Origin of the sequence: Paeniglutamicibacter psychrophenolicus, assembly GCF_017876575.1 — a bacterium.
GTDB classification, from domain to species: domain Bacteria; phylum Actinomycetota; class Actinomycetes; order Actinomycetales; family Micrococcaceae; genus Paeniglutamicibacter; species Paeniglutamicibacter psychrophenolicus.
The window spans coordinates 1,517,389-1,535,239 of sequence record NZ_JAGIOE010000001.1; the positions used below are offsets into that span (position 1 = coordinate 1,517,389).

15 protein-coding genes and 1 tRNA gene are annotated in these 17,851 nt (G+C 66.8%); 6 read left to right on the forward strand and 10 right to left on the reverse strand.

Features of this window, described 5'->3' with window-relative positions:
- Window positions 1–24 precede the first annotated feature (24 nt).
- The gene (locus tag JOF46_RS22695; RefSeq protein ID WP_342592382.1) at window positions 25–1,053 is read right to left on the reverse strand and encodes a TetR/AcrR family transcriptional regulator; all 1,029 of its coding nucleotides are present in this window, start codon (window positions 1,051–1,053) and stop codon (window positions 25–27) included.
- Between JOF46_RS22695 and JOF46_RS06745 the strand changes: the two genes are divergently transcribed.
- Window positions 1,021–1,093 (forward strand) — tRNA-Ala (locus tag JOF46_RS06745). The genes JOF46_RS22695 and JOF46_RS06745 overlap by 33 nt on opposite strands.
- Window positions 1,094–1,155: 62 nt before the next feature.
- Here the strand turns inward: JOF46_RS06745 and JOF46_RS06750 are convergent.
- On the reverse strand, window positions 1,156–1,572 hold the full coding sequence (locus JOF46_RS06750) for a hypothetical protein (protein ID WP_209906620.1): 417 nt from the start codon (window positions 1,570–1,572) through the stop codon (window positions 1,156–1,158).
- A 292-nt stretch (window positions 1,573–1,864) separates the two neighbouring features.
- On the opposite strand from JOF46_RS06750, the gene JOF46_RS06755 reads away from it, so the two are divergent.
- The gene (locus tag JOF46_RS06755) at window positions 1,865–3,046 is read left to right on the forward strand and encodes an SH3 domain-containing protein (protein WP_209906621.1); all 1,182 of its coding nucleotides are present in this window, start codon (window positions 1,865–1,867) and stop codon (window positions 3,044–3,046) included.
- On the opposite strand, the gene galK is transcribed toward JOF46_RS06755, so the two are convergent.
- Both galK and galT read right to left on the reverse strand, forming a co-directional pair.
- A complete protein-coding gene (gene galK, locus JOF46_RS06760; RefSeq protein WP_209906622.1) occupies window positions 3,047–4,213 on the reverse strand; it encodes a galactokinase in 1,167 nt (388 codons plus the stop codon).
- A gap of 11 nt (window positions 4,214–4,224) precedes the next feature.
- Window positions 4,225–5,382, reverse strand: coding sequence for a galactose-1-phosphate uridylyltransferase (gene galT / locus JOF46_RS06765; protein WP_209906623.1), 1,158 nt, complete (start codon window positions 5,380–5,382; stop codon window positions 4,225–4,227).
- Between the two features lie 248 nt (window positions 5,383–5,630).
- Between galT and JOF46_RS06770 the strand changes: the two genes are divergently transcribed.
- Window positions 5,631–6,407, forward strand: coding sequence for a DeoR/GlpR family DNA-binding transcription regulator (locus JOF46_RS06770; protein WP_209906624.1), 777 nt, complete (start codon window positions 5,631–5,633; stop codon window positions 6,405–6,407).
- 18 nt (window positions 6,408–6,425) lie between these two features.
- On the opposite strand, the gene JOF46_RS06775 is transcribed toward JOF46_RS06770, so the two are convergent.
- The 6 genes from JOF46_RS06775 to JOF46_RS06800 form a co-directional block, all read right to left on the reverse strand.
- Window positions 6,426–7,007, reverse strand: coding sequence for a methylated-DNA--[protein]-cysteine S-methyltransferase (locus JOF46_RS06775; RefSeq protein WP_209906625.1), 582 nt, complete (start codon window positions 7,005–7,007; stop codon window positions 6,426–6,428).
- Window positions 6,946–8,346 (reverse strand): DUF1731 domain-containing protein, encoded by a 1,401-nt coding sequence (locus JOF46_RS06780; protein WP_209906626.1) that lies wholly within the window; start codon window positions 8,344–8,346, stop codon window positions 6,946–6,948. Before JOF46_RS06780 ends, JOF46_RS06775 begins: the two co-directional genes overlap by 62 nt.
- 30 nt (window positions 8,347–8,376) lie before the next feature.
- A complete protein-coding gene (locus JOF46_RS06785) occupies window positions 8,377–9,897 on the reverse strand; it encodes a S10 family peptidase (protein WP_209906627.1) in 1,521 nt (506 codons plus the stop codon).
- A 149-nt stretch (window positions 9,898–10,046) separates the two neighbouring features.
- Window positions 10,047–10,454 (reverse strand): DUF4282 domain-containing protein, encoded by a 408-nt coding sequence (locus JOF46_RS06790; RefSeq protein ID WP_209906628.1) that lies wholly within the window; start codon window positions 10,452–10,454, stop codon window positions 10,047–10,049.
- A 122-nt stretch (window positions 10,455–10,576) separates the two neighbouring features.
- Entirely contained in the window at window positions 10,577–12,106 is a 1,530-nt protein-coding gene (gene putP, locus JOF46_RS06795) for a sodium/proline symporter PutP (protein ID WP_209906629.1), read from the reverse strand.
- Between the two features lie 182 nt (window positions 12,107–12,288).
- Window positions 12,289–13,233: a LysR substrate-binding domain-containing protein gene (locus tag JOF46_RS06800; RefSeq protein ID WP_209906630.1), complete on the reverse strand. Its 945-nt coding sequence runs from the start codon at window positions 13,231–13,233 to the stop codon at window positions 12,289–12,291.
- Window positions 13,234–13,466: 233 nt separating this feature from the next.
- Between JOF46_RS06800 and JOF46_RS06805 the strand changes: the two genes are divergently transcribed.
- The 3 genes from JOF46_RS06805 (at window position 13,467) to JOF46_RS06815 (ending at window position 17,846) form a co-directional block, all read left to right on the forward strand.
- Window positions 13,467–17,003: a bifunctional proline dehydrogenase/L-glutamate gamma-semialdehyde dehydrogenase gene (locus JOF46_RS06805; RefSeq protein WP_209906631.1), complete on the forward strand. Its 3,537-nt coding sequence runs from the start codon at window positions 13,467–13,469 to the stop codon at window positions 17,001–17,003.
- Window positions 17,004–17,196: 193 nt separating this feature from the next.
- Window positions 17,197–17,421, forward strand: coding sequence for a hypothetical protein (locus JOF46_RS06810; protein ID WP_209906632.1), 225 nt, complete (start codon window positions 17,197–17,199; stop codon window positions 17,419–17,421).
- Entirely contained in the window at window positions 17,421–17,846 is a 426-nt protein-coding gene (locus JOF46_RS06815; protein ID WP_245348373.1) for a PIN domain-containing protein, read from the forward strand. Before JOF46_RS06810 ends, JOF46_RS06815 begins: the two co-directional genes overlap by 1 nt.
- Window positions 17,847–17,851 lie beyond the last annotated feature (5 nt).

A 17,851-nucleotide genomic window follows, 5' to 3' on the forward strand; every position in this document is an offset into this window, starting at 1 on the left:
CGCGCCCGCGGGCGCGGCGGAGCGCTACTCGGACGTTGCCGCCAAGCGCCCCAGCTTCTTGTCCATGGCGTCGTGCATCTGGGACATCAGTTCCTGCATGGTGCCCACGACATCGATGCTGCGGTCCACCAGCCACTGCAGCTGCAGGCCATCGGCCGCGGCCAGGATCAAGCGGGTCATGGTGCGGAAATACTCCAGTTCCTCGGCCGACGGCGCCGGCTTGCCGGCGTAATAGGAGTCTTCGGAGATCTTCAGCAACCGGGCGTTGCGTTCCTGGAAGTAGGCTGCCGCGGGATGCTCCGGGTTCGAGGCCGCCGCGGCCATCGTCACGTACAGGGCAATCAGGCCGGGCTCGCTGGGGCCCTGCCCCAAGATGTCGGCAAACTGGTCCTCTTGCTGCTCCAGGGTGCCGGTGATTTCATTGCGGGCGTCGCGCCTGCGCAGGATCTGGACGAGAAGGTCTTCCTTCGAGTCGAAGTAATGCATCACCCCGGCCAGGGACAGGTTGCACAGGCTTGCGACCTTGCGCAGGGATGTTCCCCGGTAGCCTTCAAGTGCAAACACCTCCAGCGCCACATCTAGAATCTCGGCACGCTTTGCTATGCCCTTTGCGTATGAACCACGTATTGCCATGTTGCTAGAGTAGCGAGATTTTGGGCCATCTCTTACTAACCTGACATCCCCCGGTATTAGGTGTGTCACCTGACCTGCAAAGACGCGCGGGAAGCGGATTCTGCGGCGCGGGCGAGGACGGCTGGCTGCCCAGGGGATCGAAGCGTGTGGGCACTGCGTCGCCGCACCGCGCCCGGGGCCCGAAAAGCCGCTGTGATCGACGTCATGTTTGGGTTTGCGGTGCTGGTTTTGCCGCGTGTTTTTGCGCTTTCCTGCGGCCGTTGGAGTGGATGCACCTGGTGTGCGGGGCGGGTATGCCCGGGCCGATTGGCATTTGGGTGCCGGGGTGCTGTAGATTGTTATCTCGGTTCGGCAGCCCTTCGGGAAAGCCTGAAACCAAACCTTTTCGGGGGTATGGCGCAGTTGGTAGCGCGTCTGCATGGCATGCAGAAGGTCAGGGGTTCGAATCCCCTTACCTCCACGAAATGCGGAAGGCCTCAAACATCATGTTTGGGGCCTTTCGTGTATTTCGCGCCGTTCTGCTCAGCCGATGGCCCGGTATCCCGAATAGCCGATCATGGCGCGCAACCATGTCACCAAGGGTGCAATCCCGGCGTGCGGAAGGTCGCTGCCTCCGGCCGTGAACACCGGAACCTCCCCGCGCATGTGCTTGGGCAGCAGGCGCAGGATGCGGTCGCTGTCGCCGGCACCGGTCAGCAGCAGGGCAACGGGCCGGAATCCGAACACGGCCTTGACCAGTGCCAGACCGTGCATGCGTGAAAAACGCAGCGGGCCCACCAGGACCACGCCGTCGAAGTAGATGAGCTCGTGGGCCGATGAACTGGTGACTTCAAGGATTTCCGAGCGCAGCTCATGGGCGTGCAATTGCTCGGCAAGCTCAGCGGAACGCAGCTTGGAAAGTGCATCACGTTGGTAGTAGACGATGGCAACGCGATCCATGCGAATCCCTCAATCCTGCAACGAACGCAGCGCGCGGGCAGGACCCGCGCGTCATTCCCTCCCACAATATGCGCACTTGCAGGGAAATGGCTAGGAGTGCGATGCCCGGGGGCGCACCCCAAGACGTTATCCAACGGGTGCGAATGCATCGTGTTGCGCACAATAAGGGCACAACATGGAACATCGATTGCGGGTGGCAACCGGCGGCCGCATACTGGCTACAACAGTCTTCTGGGGGGAAGCAATCAAGGGGTGTGTTCTGATGTTGGGGTCTTGGGGACAACACAATTCCGTGAGGGGTGCCTGCGGGCTCCTGGTGGCCGCGGCGCTGCTGGTTTCGTCGGTCCCGACGATGGCTGCCGGACCATCCGAGGTGCCCGCCGCTGCGTCCGTGACGGTGGCGGCGGCGCTTCCGGCGTCGGTGCGCACCACCGCTAACCTGAACCTGCGCACGGGCCCCAGCACCGGGTACCGGATCCTGGTGACCATTCCGAAGGGCACCACGGTCAAGGTGCTCTCGCGTGCCTCCAACGGCTGGTACAAGGTCAGCTACGCCGGGCGCACCGGATGGGTGAGCAACTACTACGTCACCGCCGTGGGTTCCTCGTCCCCGGGGGCGTTGCCGGCATCGGTGCGCACCACCGCGAACCTGAACCTGCGCACGGGCCCCAGCACCGCGTACCGGATCTTGCTGACGATTCCGCGGGGCACCTCGGTCAAGGTGCTGTCGCGTGCCTCCAACGGCTGGTACAAGGTCAGCTACGCCGGGCGCACCGGATGGGTTTCCAATTCGTACGTCACCACCGGCAGCGGAACCTCCACGCCACCGGCGCCCAGCACGCCCCGATCCACCGGCCCGAACCGCACTTCGCGGGTGGTGTTGACCTTTGACGACTGCCCGCGCACGCTCAGCGCCTTCACCGCGGCCATCGACTACGCTTCAAGCCACAACATCGGCCTGGTCATCGCGCCGACCGGCAACTGCCTCTCGGCGTTCAAGTCGCGCTACGGCGTCGATCTGGCGGCGCGGGCCCGGGCCAAGGGGCAATGGGTCATCAACCACTCGGTGAGCCATCCGGACCTGCGCCCGCTGAGTTGTTCGGCCGCCGCCGCCCAACTGGGCGGCACCGGGGTGCACACCAACTTTGGACGTCCCCCGTACGGGGCTGTCGATGGCAGCGTGCTATGCGCATACGACCGGGTGGGCATGGCGATCTGGACCTGGTCGCGCGACACCCTTGACTGGAGCACCAAGTCGAAGGCGACCACCGTGGCCCGGGCCTCGGCCGCCAGGGCCGGGGACACCGTGCTGATGCACATGCAGTGGCAGGGATTCGCCCCCGACTCGCTACGGCAGATCAAGGCCAACCTGGCCAACCGCGGGCTGGGCGTGTGCCGCGCCTACCGCGGCACCGACGGGGCCGGTGCCGTGGTGAGGACGCCCGTGCGGCTTCCTTCCTCGTTGCCCTGCTGACTACAGGTGCCGGGCGCCGGGTCCGGGGACGACGGAGAAGATTTCCGGGGCGATGTACCCGGCCGCCGCAAAGGCCGCCAGCACCGCGGCAGAGACTTCCGCTGCGCGCGAGGCCGCAACCAGCGCGATCGCCGAGCCGCCGAAGCCGCCGCCGGTCATCCGGGCACCGATGGCGCCCGCTGCCATGGCGGTGTCCACGGCCAGGTCCAGCTCGACGCTGGAGATCCCGAAGTCGTCGCGCATCGAGGCGTGGCTGGCCACCAGCAGGTCTCCGATGGCCGCCGGCCCCCGGCTCTCCAGCAGCTCGACGGTCCGAAGCACCCGCTGGTTCTCGGTGACGATGTGCTTGACCCGCCGGTAGATCTCCGGGGCCAGGGTGCCCTCGGCCTCCGCCAGGCGTTCGATCCCCACATCACGCAGGGCCTTGACTCCCAGTTCCTTCGCCCCGCGGGTGCAGGCGGCCACCAATTCCTTGTAGCCGCCCGAATCGTGGGCGTGGCTGACCCGGGTGTCGATGACAAGCATCACCAGGCCCGCGGCCGCCAACGGCAGGGCCACCTGGCGCCCTTGGCGGGTGCGGCAGTCAAGGAACAGGGCGTGGTCGGGTGTGCTCAGCAGCGAGGCCGACTGGTCAAGGATCCCGGTGGGTGCCCCGACGAAATCGTTTTCGGCCGATTGGCACACCAACACCAGCTCCTCGCGGGAAAGCCCCAGGCCCAACTGCTCGTTCAGGCCAAAGGCCACGGCGCATTCGAGGGCAGCGGAGGAGGACAGGCCCGCCCCGATCGGAACCGTGGAATCCACCAGGATGTCGGAGCCGGGCAGGGTGAAACCGCGTTGTTCCAACGCCCAGAAGACCCCGGCGACGTACCGTGCCCACGGGGCAACCGACCGGGTCTCCAGCGAATCCAGCTCGGCCTCGACGACCGGGCCGCCCCGGGTCGAGGCGACGCGCAGCAGCCGCCCGGATCCCTCCGGGCGGATCCGCAGCCCGACGCCCGCGGCCCTGTCGATGGCAAAGGGCAGCACAAAGCCCTCGTTGTAGTCGGTGTGCTCGCCAATGAGGTTCACCCGGCCGGGGGCGGCAAAGCACGCGTCGGGGGACGCGCCGTACAGCTCGGTGAAGGAAGCGGGCAGGGCGTCGAAGGCGGTGGGCAGGGCGGTCATGGCATCGTCTTTCACAGGGCGGGAATGGTGTTCGTCAGGCGGGCTGCGGACTCGCGCAGCGCCGCGGCGGCGGCCTCGGGGGTGACATCCCCGATGAACGCGCCCATGGCGGCCTCGGAGCCGGCCAGGTACTTGAGCTTGTTCTCGGCGCGGCGCGGGGAAGTCAGCTGCAGGTGCAGCCAGGCCTCGGTGCGGTGCTCGTGGGTCCGCGGGGCCTGGAACCAGCCGGAGATGTACGGGGTGGGGGTGGAATACAGCCCGTCCACGGTGAGCAGCAGCCGGTGGTACATCGCGGCCAGCTCGTCGCGCTCATCTCCGGTCAGCTCGCCCAGGTCCGCGACCTGGCGGTGCGGAACCAGGTGGACCTCCACGGGCATGCGCGCGGCATAGGGCACGAAGGTGGTGAAGTGGGTGCCGCGTTCGAGCACGCGCCGCCCGTCGGCGACCTCGAAGTCCAGGACGTCGGCCATGAGGTTGTTCCCGGTGCGAGCCCTGTGTGCGGCGGCCCGCGCCAGGTGGTTCTCCGTGCGCGGGGTGGTGTACGGGTAGGCATAGACCTGCCCGTGCGGGTGGTGCAGCGTCACCCCGATCTCGGCTCCCCGGTTCTCGAACGGGAAGACCTGCTCGATGCCCTCAAGCGCGCCCAGTTCCGTGGTGCGCTGGGCCCACGCCTCGATCACGGTGCGGATGCGGCGCTCGCCGAGCGTGGTGAGCGAATCGGTGTGCCCGGGGCCGAAGGCAATGACCTCGCAGCGGCCGTGGGACGGGCGCTGCGCGCCGAGTTCGGCCTCCACCTGCGAGGCGTGCTGCCCGGGCCCGAAGGAGGGGAAGCGGTTTTCGAAGACCACGACGTCGTAGGTGTCCGCCGGGATCTCGCTGGCCATGTCCGCGCGCGTGGGGCACAGCGGGCATTCGCTGGCCGCTGGCAGGTGCGTGCGGCCCTGGCGATGGGCGGCGAAGGAAATCCAGTCCCCGGCCAGCGCGTCGTAGCGCAGTTGCGAGGTTGCCGGGCGGGCGGGCAGGTCGCGGGTGTCGGCCGGGGCGGTGAAACCGGCCGGGACCGTGGCCTCGTCGAAGAAATAGAGCAGCTCACGTCCGTCCGCCAGGGTGGTGCGCACCGGTTCGCTCGGGCTGGGGTTCTGGTCCACTGCTGCTCCTTGGCGAGACATGTCAACGATTCAAATCAAACAATATCGATCAAATTCTATCAGAAGGCAACGTGAGACGGAAGGGCGGGAGCGTGCTCCCACGTGCCCGCTGCCGGGCCTCCGCAACATTCGTGGATGTGGCCCCCGGGAAAATCCCGGCATGGGCCGGCGGAGTCTTTCCGCGCAACTTCGAACACCAAACGACGATTTGTGTTCGTTTTTTCGCTACGATGGATTACTGAACCAGATGCCCAACCGAACGGATCGCCATGACCGAGATGCTGGCCAGTGCCAGGCAACAACGCATCCTCGATGCCCTGCGCGAACGAGAGCAGGTGCGCGTGACATCCCTTGCCGCCGAGCTGGGCGTCTCGGAGATGACGGTGCGGCGCGACCTGAACGCGCTGGCCGAGCGTGGCGCGCTGGTCAAGGTCCACGGAGGGGCCACGCTGGATGCCGCCCCGACCAGCAGCGAGCCGGGCTTCACGCACAAGCTCGCACTGGAATCCGGAGAAAAGCAGGCCATTGCCCAGGCCGCCGTGAAGCTGATCAAGCCCGGCATGTCGATCGCGCTGAACTCGGGCACCACCACCTACGCCCTGGCCTCGCAGTGCACCGGCATCAAGGACCTGACCGTGGTGACCAACTCCCCGCGGATCGCCGAGATCTTCTATGCGGCGGCGAACCCGAGCCAGAACATCATCCTCACCGGCGGGATCCGCACCGTTTCCGACGCACTGGTCGGGCCGCTGGCCCTGTCCGCGCTGGGCCAGCTCCATGTCGACATCCTCTTCCTGGGTGTCCACGGCATGACCGTCGAGGACGGATTCACGACCCCGAACATGCTCGAGGCGCAGACCAACCAGGCCTTCATCAGGGCTGCGGCACGGCAGATCATCGTGGCAGACCACACCAAGTGGGGAGTGACCGGGTTGTGCCAGATCGCCCCGCTGTCCCAGGTCGACGCGCTGATCACAGGAACACGTCTGGACGAGGAAGCCAAGGTCCTGCTGCGCCAGGCCCTGGACACGCTGATCCTGGCCTGATCCGTGTTCGACCCTTTCCTAGAACAGGGTTGCCTCGGGCGGCGGCTCGATGCCCTCAAGGCGCAGCAGGAACAGCTTGGCGTCGAGCCCTCCGGCATATCCGGTCAGCGAGCCGTCCGCACCGATGACCCGGTGGCACGGAACGATGATCGAGATCGGGTTGCGCCCGTTGGCGGTTCCCACCGCCCGGGTCAGCTTCTCGTCGCCCAGTGCCAGGGCCAGCTGGCCGTAGGTGCGGGAGGTGCCGAATTCAATGCGAGCCAGTTGCTCCCAGACCCGCTTCTGGAAATCGGTTCCCCGTGCATCCAGCGGCACCCCGAATGTGGTCCGGGTGCCGGCGAAGTATTCGGCAAGCTCGCCCGCGCATTGGGAGATGAGCGGGTCGTCTGCCGCCGAGTCCAGCAGCTGCCCCAGCGCCTCGGGGTCCGGCGGGTGGGAGTGGTTTTCCATGTAGATCCCGGTGATCCCGCGGGTCGAGGCCACGATCCGCAGCTCGCCGAGGGGCGAGTCCATTACCGCGTGGCGAAGCCGGCGTTCCTCAGCCAAGGATCTGCCCCAACGCCGCCTCGAAGTCGGGGTGGGCGAACTCGAACCCGGCATCGGCCAGGACCCTGGAGGTCACGTGCCGTCCGGCGGTGCCCAGGGCCGGATCGGTGTGCAGCAGCACCGCGCCGGCTGCCAGCACCGGTGCCGGGGTGGACAGCGAGAACCTGCGCAGTGGCCCGGGTGCCACCCGGGCACGCAGCGCGGCCATCATCTGGCTATTGCGCACCGGGTGCGGGGCAGCCAGGTGGATGATCCCGGACGGGAGGACGAGGTTTTCCTCCAGCCCCAGGGCCGCGCGGACGATGCGCAGCCAATCTGCCAGGTGGATCCAGCTGACCCATTGCTCCCCGCCGGCCACGGGGCCGCCCAGGCCGACCCGGGCCAGCAGCGAGAGCCGGTCCACCAGCGGGCTCTCCTGCTCGAAGACCAGGGAGGTGCGCAGGATGTTCAACCGCTTCGTGTGCGCTCCGGCCGCCGCTTCTTCCCAGGGCTTGGCCACCCCTGTCATCTGCGCCAGCGCGGCCGTGCCGGTGGGCAGGGGCGAATCCTCGGTGAGGTGCCGCTCTCCGGCGTCGGCGAAGATCGCGGTGGTGCTGGCCTGCAGGAACGCGGCCAGCGGTTCCGGGGCGGCATTCGAGGCGTCCACCAGCGCGCGGGTGGAATCCACGCGCGAGGAACGCAGGCGCGCGATGTTGGCCTCGGTCGGCGGCAGGTCCACCAGTTCCCCGGCCAGGTTCAGCACCGCGGTGTCGCGTCCGGCGCGATACAACTTGGTTGACCAGGGGCCCTGGTTCTTCCCGTCCCACAGGACCTGGGTGTAGGGGCTGTCGGGACGGACGGTGCGGGTGAGGATCGTGACCTCGTGCCCGCGGCAGTACAGGTCCGCCGCGGCGCGTGAGCCGAGGAACCCGTGGCCCCCGGCAATGACGATGCGCAACTCCTGCGTGGGGGTTCCGCCGGCCAGCGCGTAGAGCCGGGCGCAGTTCTCGGCGAAGTGCGCGGCAATCGGCTTGGCCGCGGTCTCGGCGAACACGACCGATGCCGGGCCGGCGACCGAGACCGACTGGGTCAGCTCGGTGCCCCCGGGAACCTCGCGCAGCGACCAGTCCACCAGCAGGTGCCCGCCGGGCTGCGGCTGGCGCCAGGCGATGGAGGCGCCCTCGTCGAACCTGGTGATGGTTGCCGCAGGTGCGGTGGCCGAATGGATCGGTCCGATAAACTTCCCCGCGGGGGCCAGCTCCAGTTCGGTCCCGGCGGCCGCCGGCACTTCGTGCGGTTCCAGGCGCGCAACGGCCCGGTTCCATTGGGGAACCCGGGACGGGTCGCGCAGCACCTCCCACACCGAGGCGACGGGACGTGCGAGGAAGTGGGTTTGCGTGCGCTGCCAGGCCATGGTCCCAGCTTAGCCACCCGGACTGGCGTGCTACACCCCCGTGACGAACTCGGCCAGGGCGGCCAGCTGTGCGGCGCGCACGGCCGGGTCCAGGTACATCATGTGCCCGGCGGCGTGGTAGTGGTGGCTGAAGCGTGCCCGGGCTGCCGCCGGGACATCCAGGTGCGCCCAGACGTATTCGGCGGCATAGTGCGGGGTGGCGCCGTCGTGGTAGCCGTAGTCCACGTGCACGCGCAGCTCGGGGATGTCGATGAGCAGGCGCTCGAGGTCCCCGGTGACGTCGATGGGCTTGCCCTCGAAGGCGTCGTAGCTCCACGGGTGCACCCGGCCGGTGAGCACCTCGTAGGGCAGGTCCGATTCGTAGCCGAGCTCGGCGCGCACGTAGTGGTTGATGGCCGCGGCGTAGGCCGGGGTGATGGCCCGCAGCGAGGGATCGTCCCAGGTGTGGGATTCCTGCAGGCGCGGGGGAACCCCGGTGAAGCGCCCGTCGATGCGCCCGACCATCAGCCCGTTTTCGCGCAGCAGCTCGGTGGCGAACTCCATGTAGTCCCAGCGCAGGTTGGTGCGCCGGATGAAGGATTCCGAGAGCGTGGTGAGCTCGGCCAGGTGCTTGACCACGCCGTCGAACTTGCGCTTGGACAGCCGGTTGCCCAGGTGCAGGGCCACCACGTAGTCGCCCGAGGCGTAGTCCTCGGCATCGCGCACGATCTCTTCCAGCGGGCGGTTGCCGTGCCGGCCGTGGTAGTGGGCGATCGCCGCGTAGGTGGGCAGGTGCAGGGCGTAGGGGGTGTCGTTGCCCGGGGCGAAGTCCAGGGTGGACATGTTCAGCACGGTGGAGATCAGCCCCAGCCCGTTGACCGCCATGCCGTGGGCCTCCTGCAGGCGCCGGGCCACGGCCACCGCGCGCATGGTGCCGTAGGACTCGCCAACCAGGTACTTGGGGGAGAGCCAGCGCTGGTTGCGTGTGACCCAGAGCCGGATGACCTCGGCGACCAGGTCGCGGTCGGCGGTGAAGGAATGGAATTCGTCGGTGGTGCCGCCCTCAACGACGCGGGAGAACCCGGTGTTCACCGGGTCGATCATCACCACGTCGGCGTGCTCGAGCAGCGACTCGGGGTTGTCGATGACCCCGTAGGGTGCCGGGGTCATGTTTCCCACGTCCCCGGAATCGACGATGCGCGGGCCCAGCAGGCCCATGTGCAGCCAGAGGCTGGCCGAGCCGGGACCGCCGTTGAAGGCGAACACCACCGGCCGCCGGTTGGCCGCCACCACTCCGGCGGGCTTCTTGGCGCGGGACTTGGTCCCGTTCCCGCCGGCGGATGCTTCCTCGGTCTCGGCGGTGTAGGCGACCAGGAAGATCTCCGCCTTGGCATTGAAGCCCTCGGTCTTGCCCTCGGCGTCTTCTTCCTTGCGCAGCACCAGCCGGCCGGTGGTGCTGGAGTAGCGCAAGCCGGAGGCGGTGCGGTGGCTGCGGGTGACAAAGTCGTCCACGACCTCGGGCTTGGGGGTGGTCTCGGGCGCGTTCGGGGAGGGAACAGAGGCATCAGGCATGCCACGATCCTATCCTTGAAAACCCGTGGTTTCCCGGTGCGCCCGCGCCCGGCGGTGACGGGAGAAAACGGAAGCGGCGGTGGATTCGCGGGGCCGCTTGGGCCTTTCGATGAATCCACCGCCGGATCACGGCGTCGCTGGTGCTGCGGCTAGACCTGCGGTGCGTTCCCGTAGGGGTTGGCCGGAGGTGCCGGCGGGCCCGCGGGGCCGCCGAACGAGGGTCCGTTGCCGCCCGGGTAGGTGCCCGGGGCGGGCAGGTTGGAGCCAGCGGCGTTGCCGCCGGCAAGGCGCACCAGTTCGCCGGTGTTCTGCGCGGTGCGGATCGTGGCGATCAACGATTCCAGGCCCATGCGTGCCAGGGCCAGGTAGATCAGCACCACCAGCGGGCCGACCACGATCATCGCGAAGAAGCCCCAGGCGACCTGCCGGGAGGCGAACGCACCGATCACGATGGCCAGGTACAGGATGCCCAGGCCGATGGTGATCAGGATGTAGACGATCTTGACGACCTTGGGGGTGATAAAGCTGTCGAAGTTGAAATCAAAAAGTTCTTTCATGCGGCTTTCCTCTCTCAGGGGGTCTTTGTATAAGCGAATGATTATTTGTCGTTCCAAGTCAAACACGACAGGGCTCCCTCGCCGAAAATCGGAGAGGGAGCCCTGTCACATCAACGCGTTGGCTACGGGGCGATGGGTGCCTCGACGTAGGGTGCGTTCTCCTCGATTTCCGCTTCCATCGCGGAGAACTCATCCTCGATGGCGGCGTTGTGCTTGTAGGTGGCACGGGAGACCAGCACGGCAACGACGAGGTTGAGCACGAAGCCCGGAACGATCTCGTACATGGCCGAGGACAACACATCGATGTTGCCCCAGACGAAGACCGTCACGGCGCCGGTGAGCATGCCCGCCAGGGCGCCGGTGGAGGACAGCTTGCGCCAGTACAGGCTCAGCAGCACGATCGGTCCGAAGGCCGCGCCGAAGCCGGCCCAGGCGAAGGAAACCAGCTCCAGGATGCTTGAGTTCCGGTTCAGGGCCAGCGCAGCTGCGACGATGGCCACGACCAGCACGCCGGTGCGCCCGAGCATGACTTCGCGCTTGGGGCTCAGCTTCTTGCCGGCGATGTTGTACAAATCCTCGACCAGGGCCGAGGAACAGACGATCAGCTGCGAGGACATGGTGGACATGATGGCCGCCAGCACCGCGGCGAGCACCAGCCCGGCCACGAACGGGTGGAAGAAGATCTGGCTCAGCAACAGGAAGACCGTCTCCGGGTCGGTGATCTCCTTTTCCGGGCTGCCGGCAAAGTAGGCGATGCCGACCAGCGCGGTGACGATTGCGCCCAGTGCCGTGAGCATCATCCAGCCAATGCCGATCCGGCGGGCCGTCTTGGCCTCGGACGGGGAGCGCAGGGCCATGAAGCGCACGATGATGTGCGGCTGGCCGAAGTAGCCCAGGCCCCAGGCTGCGGTGGAGAAGATGGCGACGGCGGCCAGGAAGCCATTGGTCGTGTTGAAGGACGAGAACAGGTTCAGCGCCTCCGGGTTGACCTGCGTGATCTTTTCACCGATTTGCCCGATGTTGCCCATCTGGAAGATGGCCACGATCGGGACGGCAATGAGCGCGGCAAACATCAGCAGCCCCTGGGCCACGTCGGTGAGGGTTGCCCCGAGGAATCCCCCAAAGAGCGTGTAGAGCAGCGTGACGGCGGCAACCACGAACAGGCCGGTGAAGTAGTTCCAGCCGAAGGAGGACTCGAAGAACTTTCCGGCGGCCACCATGCCGGAGGAGACGTAGAAGGTGAAGAACGCCAGGATGATCACCGAGGCGGCGATGCGCAGGAAATGGCTGTTGTCCTTCAGGCGCTTCTCGAAGAAGCTCGGGATGGTGATCGCGTTCTGTGCCACCGCCGTGTAGGAGCGCAGGCGCGGGGCCACGAACTTCCAGTTCAGCCACGCGCCGATGGTCAGGCCGATGGCGATCCAGGCCTCGATGAGGCCATTGAGGTAGATCGCGCCGGGCAGGCCCATCAGCAGCCAGCCGGACATGTCGGAGGCGCCGGCGGAGAGCGCAGCAACCCCGGGCTTCAACCCGCGGCCCGCGAGCATGTAGTCGTCGATGTTGTTGGTGCGCTTGAATGCGAAGTAGCCGATGCCCAGCATGGCGGCAAGGTACACCGCGATGGCTATCAGCTGGAATGTTGAATCGGACATGATGGGGTCCTCATGAAGGTTGGGGCGTCCCGGGGAAGGGTGATCTCCGGGGTCTTTCGTTGCCGGCGGCACGGTTGCACTGCCGCACCGGCACGTGCCTATGGAACGCAACCGGTCTCGAGTATGACAGCAAAGTTCGCCGGGTTGTGGCGGCCCTCACGCCGCCGTTACGCGTTTGTGATCTAAGTAACCGTACTATCACCGACGGCATGCGGTCCCGGAAGCGCCACCGCCTGCTCGTGCAGCGCCCTGCGCACGGCCACCAATCCGGGGTGCTGCGCGGAGGAATGGCGCATGGCGGTGAAGATGGTCCGGTGCGGGGCGCCGGGCAAATCGACCACGCGCAGGTCCCGGGCCCGGTAGGCCCAGACCAAATCCGGCAGCAGGGCCACGGCATTGCCGGATTCGACCAGTCGCACGTGGGCCTGCAGGTCCGCGGTCTCGTAGCGCACGTCCGGCTCGAAGCCCGCGGTGCGGCAGGCCTGCTCGGCCCAGTGCCTGGAGGCCGCGCCGCGCGGCTCCATAACCCAGGGGAGGCCCGCCGCGGCCTCGATGGAGGAGACATGGCGGAACTCCGTGGGCATCTCGTCGTTGTTTCCCGGCAGCGCCAGGCGGATGGCGTCGTGGGCCAGGATCTTGCGGTCCAGGGCCTTGTAGTGCGGGGCCGCATGCCCGGGGTACTGCTCGGCGACGACCAGGTCGAAATCCCGCGCCCACGTCTCATGCAGTGCGGTTTCCGGCTCGTGCTGCACCATCTCGACCCGCAAGTGCGGGTACTGTCGCCGCAGCTCGCGCAGCACCGGGGGAATCAGCGAGAGCACCGCGGTCTGGAACACCGCCAGGCGCACCGTCCCGGCAATCGCCGGCTGGGTCGAGGCGAGATCGGCCTCGGCCCGTTCCATGGAGTCGAGCAACTCGTCGGTGTGGGCGACCAGGACCTCGGCCTGCGGGGTCAGTTGCAGGCGCCGGCCGACCTTGCGCAGCAGCTTCACGCCGGTTTCCTTTTCCAGCAGCGAAAGCTGCTGGGAAACGGATGAGGGGCTGTAGCTCAGGGCGTCGGAAACCTCGGCGATGGTGCCGCGGATGCTCAGCTCGCGCAGCAGCCGCAGGCGGCGGATTTCAAGCATGGTTGGCTCCCTGGGATGCTCGGAGGGGCCGCCGGAATGCGGCCTTTGTCGACACCCCAACGATACATTGGGAAAGCCGAAGTAAATCGTTCGGGTTTGTTCACTTTTGCCGAAGTGATGGTTGGGTCCATACTGACTGGTGAACCCGCCTATCAAAGCGACACCTTTCGTGTGCAAGATGGGTAGTGGTAGCCCCTTTTCAGCCACCCACTTTCCTCCAAGGAGAAGCAGCCGTGTCCCTTACGACCCCGCACGTGCGTGTAGTCCCGCCGGCCCTCGCCGCCGACGGCACCGCTCTGGTCCGCCCCCAGGACCTTGCAGACGAAGCCATCAAGCTGGTGCGCCACTGGCTCACCGAAGGCTCGAAGGTTCCCGTCGATGCCTCCGCCGCGCAACTTGCCGGTGTGCTCAAGGACCCCAACGGCCTGGACTTCACCGTCGGCTTCGTCGACGGCGTGATCCGCCCCGAGGACCTGTTGGTCGCCGCCCGCAACCTCAAGGCCCTGGCTCCGAAGGTCCCCTCCTTCCTGCCCTGGTACATGAAGTCGGCCGTCGCCCTGGGTGGCACCATGGCCCCGATCCTGCCGGGCATCGTGGTCCCGGTGGCCCGCCGCGTGCTGCGCGAAATGGTCGGCCACCTGATCATCGACGCCACCGACGCCAAGCTCGGCGCCTCGATCTCCAAGATCAAGAAGGAGGGCATCGACCTCAACGTCAACCTCCTGGGAGAAGCGATCCTCGGCGAGGGCGAAGCCGCCCGCCGCCTCGAGGGAACCCACAAGCTGCTGGCCCGCGACGATGTCGACTACGTGTCCATCAAGGTCTCCTCCACCGTGGCCCCGCACAACCACTGGGCCTTCGACGAGGCCGTCGAGCACATCATCGAAAAACTCATCCCGCTCTACCGCCTGGCCGCCACCGCCGCGCCCAAGAAGAAGTTCATCAACCTGGACATGGAGGAGTACAAGGACCTGGATTTGACCATTGCGGTCTTCACCAAGATCCTTGACCTGCCCGAGTTCCGCGACCTGGAGGCCGGCATCGTGCTGCAGGCCTACCTGCCCGACGCCCTGTCGGCCATGATCCACCTGCAGGAATGGTCCGCCAAGCGCGTGGACCTCGGCGGTGCCCCGATCAAGGTCCGCGTCGTGAAGGGTGCAAACCTTCCGATGGAGCAGGTCGAGGCAAACCTGCACGGTTGGCCGGTTGCCACCTGGAACACCAAGCAGGACTCCGACACCTCCTACAAGTCGGTGCTGGACTACGCGCTGCGCCCGGGCCACGTGGAAAACGTGCGCATCGGCATTGCCGGCCACAACCTCTTCGACGTTGCCCTGGCCTGGCTGCTGGCCCAGGGCCGCGGTGTCACCGAGGGCATCGAATTCGAGATGCTGCTGGGCATGGCCACCGGCCAGGCCGAGGCAGTGCGCAAGGACGTCGGGCGCCTGCTGCTCTACACGCCGGTCGTGCACCCGGGCGAGTTCGACGTGGCGATCGCCTACCTGATCCGCCGCCTCGAAGAGGGCGCCAGCCAGGAAAACTTCATGTCCGCCGTCTTCGAGCTGGATAAGAACGAGGCCCTGTTCGAGCGCGAGAAGCAGCGCTTCCTCGCGTCCCTGGCGGACCTGGACGACTCCGTCCCGGCCCCGCACCGCATCCAGGACCGCAACATCGTGGACCCTGAGGCGATCGAGGCCAAGCTGGCTGCGCTGGCCGACGGCACCGCCGGCTTCACCAACACCCCGGACACCGACCCCGACCTGCCGGGCAACCGCGCCTGGGGCCGGGACATCGTCAACAAGATGGTCGGTTCGACCCTCGGCAACGACTCCGTGGCGAAGGCCATGATCCACACCGAGGACGAGCTGAACCAGGTCGTCGAGACCGCCGTCGCTGCCTCCGAGTCCTGGCAGGCCATGGGCGCCGCCGCCCGCGCAGCCATCCTGCACCGCGCCGGTGCCGCCCTGGGGGCGCACCGCGCCGACCTGCTCGAGGTCATGGGTTCCGAATGCGGCAAGACCCTGGACCAGGGGGACCCCGAGGTCTCCGAGGCCATTGACTTCGCCCACTACTACGCCCAGCGCGGCCTGGAGCTGGAAAACGTCGACGGCGCCACCTTCGTTCCGTCCAAGTTGACCGTGGTCACTCCGCCGTGGAACTTCCCGGTCGCCATCCCTGCCGGCTCCACCCTCTCGGCCCTGGCTTCCGGCTCCTCGGTCATCATCAAGCCCGCGGGCCAGGCGGCACGCTCCGGCGCCGTCATGGTCGAGGCACTCTGGGAAGCCGGCGTGCCGCGCGACGTCCTGCAGCTGGTCCAGCTCTCCGAGCGCGGGCTGGGCACCGAACTGGTATCCCACCCGAGCGTCGACCGCCTGATCCTGACCGGCGGCTACGAGACCGCGCAGCTCTTCCGTTCCTTCCGCAAGGACCTCCCGCTGCTGGCCGAAACCTCGGGCAAGAACGCCGTGATCGTCACCCCGCACGCCGACCTGGACCTGGCCGCCAAGGACGTCGCGGCATCGGCATTCGGCCACGCCGGACAGAAGTGCTCGGCCGCCTCGCTGGTGATCCTGGTGGGTTCGGCTGCGGACTCCAAGCGCTTCCACAACCAGCTGGTCGATGACATCCGCTCGCTGAAGGTCGGCTACCCGCAGGACCCGCAGACCCAGATGGGCCCGGTCATCGAGCCGGCGCAGGGCAAGCTGCTGCGCGGCCTGACCACCCTGGGCGAGGGCGAGAAGTGGGTGCTTGAGCCCAAGAAGCTCGACGAGTCGGGCAAGCTGTGGAGCCCGGGCGTTCGCTCCGGTGTCAAGCGCGGTTCCGAGTACCACCTGACCGAGTACTTCGGCCCGATCCTCGGCGTCATGACCGCCGAAACCCTCGAAGAAGCAGTGGCGATCGTCAACGACATCGACTACGGCCTGACCAGCGGCCTGCACTCGCTGGACTCGGATGAGATGGGCTACTGGCTGGAGAACATCCAGGCCGGCAACCTCTACATCAACCGCGGCATCACCGGTGCCATCGTGCAGCGCCAGCCGTTCGGCGGCTGGAAGAAGTCGGCCATCGGTGCCGGCACCAAGGCCGGCGGACCGAACTACCTGGTGGGCATGGGCTCCTGGGAAGACGCCCCGGTGGCACACACCGGTGCGCTCTCGGCAACCTCAACCGCGCTGCTGAAGGCTGCCGGCGAATCCGGCCTCGAGGCTGCGGACCTGTCCTGGCTTCAGGGCGCGCTGGCCTCCGATGCCACCGTATGGGCCAACGAGTTCAACACCGCCAAGGACGTCTCCGGCCTGCACGCCGAGCGCAACGTCTTCCGCTACCGCGCCCTGCCGGTGACCGTGCGCTTCGAGAACGAGACCTCGGGCCACGGCATCGCCGAGCTGGTTCGCGTCGTTGCCGCGGGCATCGCCGCCGGGTCCCGCGTCACGGTGTCCTCCGCCATCGAGGTTCCCGCAGCGCTCCGCACGGTGCTGGCCGAATCCTCCGCCACCGTCGTGGTTGAGGATGCCCAGGGCTTCGGCGCCCGCGCCGCACGCCTTGCAGCCAAGACCGGCCCGGACTCCGCGGCCCGCATCCGCCTGATCGGTGGCTCGGTCATGGATGTTGCCGAGGCCACCAACGGCAAGCCCGATGTCGCCATCTACGGCAACAACGTGGTTTCCGCGGGACGGGTGGAGATGCTGACCTTCCTGCACGAGCAGGCAGTCTCCATCACCGCGCACCGCTTCGGCACCCCGAACCACCTGAGCGACTCGGTCATCTAACAACCGCGGTCCGCTGATGCGAAGGCCCGCAGCCCCCTGTCCGGGAGCTGCGGGCCTTCGCTGTTTGCTGCAGAGGCGGGCAACACTTGGCTGGGGACGGCCCCCGAACTTCAGGTCGTCCGAAGCCTTCCAACGAAAACCAGTGACCTATATACTCACCTATATACGCAGAATTGAAGGGGACGTGGTCGTCATGGCTATCACTTCTGTCGATGTCGACAAAGCCAAAATTGAGGAAGCCAAAAGGATCTTGTCCGCAGGCTCGGCCCGGGAAGCCATCGACATGGCCCTGGACGTCGTGCTTGCCTTGAACCACCAGCAAGCCGTGTTGGATGAAATGAAAGCCCATCCCATGACTGCGGAACAACGACGAGCCACCGTTATCGACTACCCGGATTCAGATACTTCCGTGGCGTGATGAACGGCCTCGGGTCGACGCTTCCGCTGTATCTCATCGATGCCAGCGCATGGTCACATTATGGCTCCAGGAATCCGGTGACCGGATTTATCGACCACATTTCTCACCGAGGAGTGATCATGACATGCCCGCCTGCCGCCCTGGAATATTGCTTCATGGCGCGAAACAAGGTGGAGCATGATAATTACCGAATGCGGATGGAAAAACTGTTGCAACCCTTGGTTCATCCAACAGTGCATGACGTACTCGTGATCCAATCCGCACTGTGGGGGAGCGGACTGGTTTGTGCCGCTGGAGCAAGCGACACGCTTATCGCGTCTTACGCCATGCTCAACAATGCCACCGTGATTTCATGTGACAAGGATTTTGGACATATCGCGGCCGCGCTAGATGGCGCCCTGCGGCAAATTCGACTTGTTCCTTGAAGGCT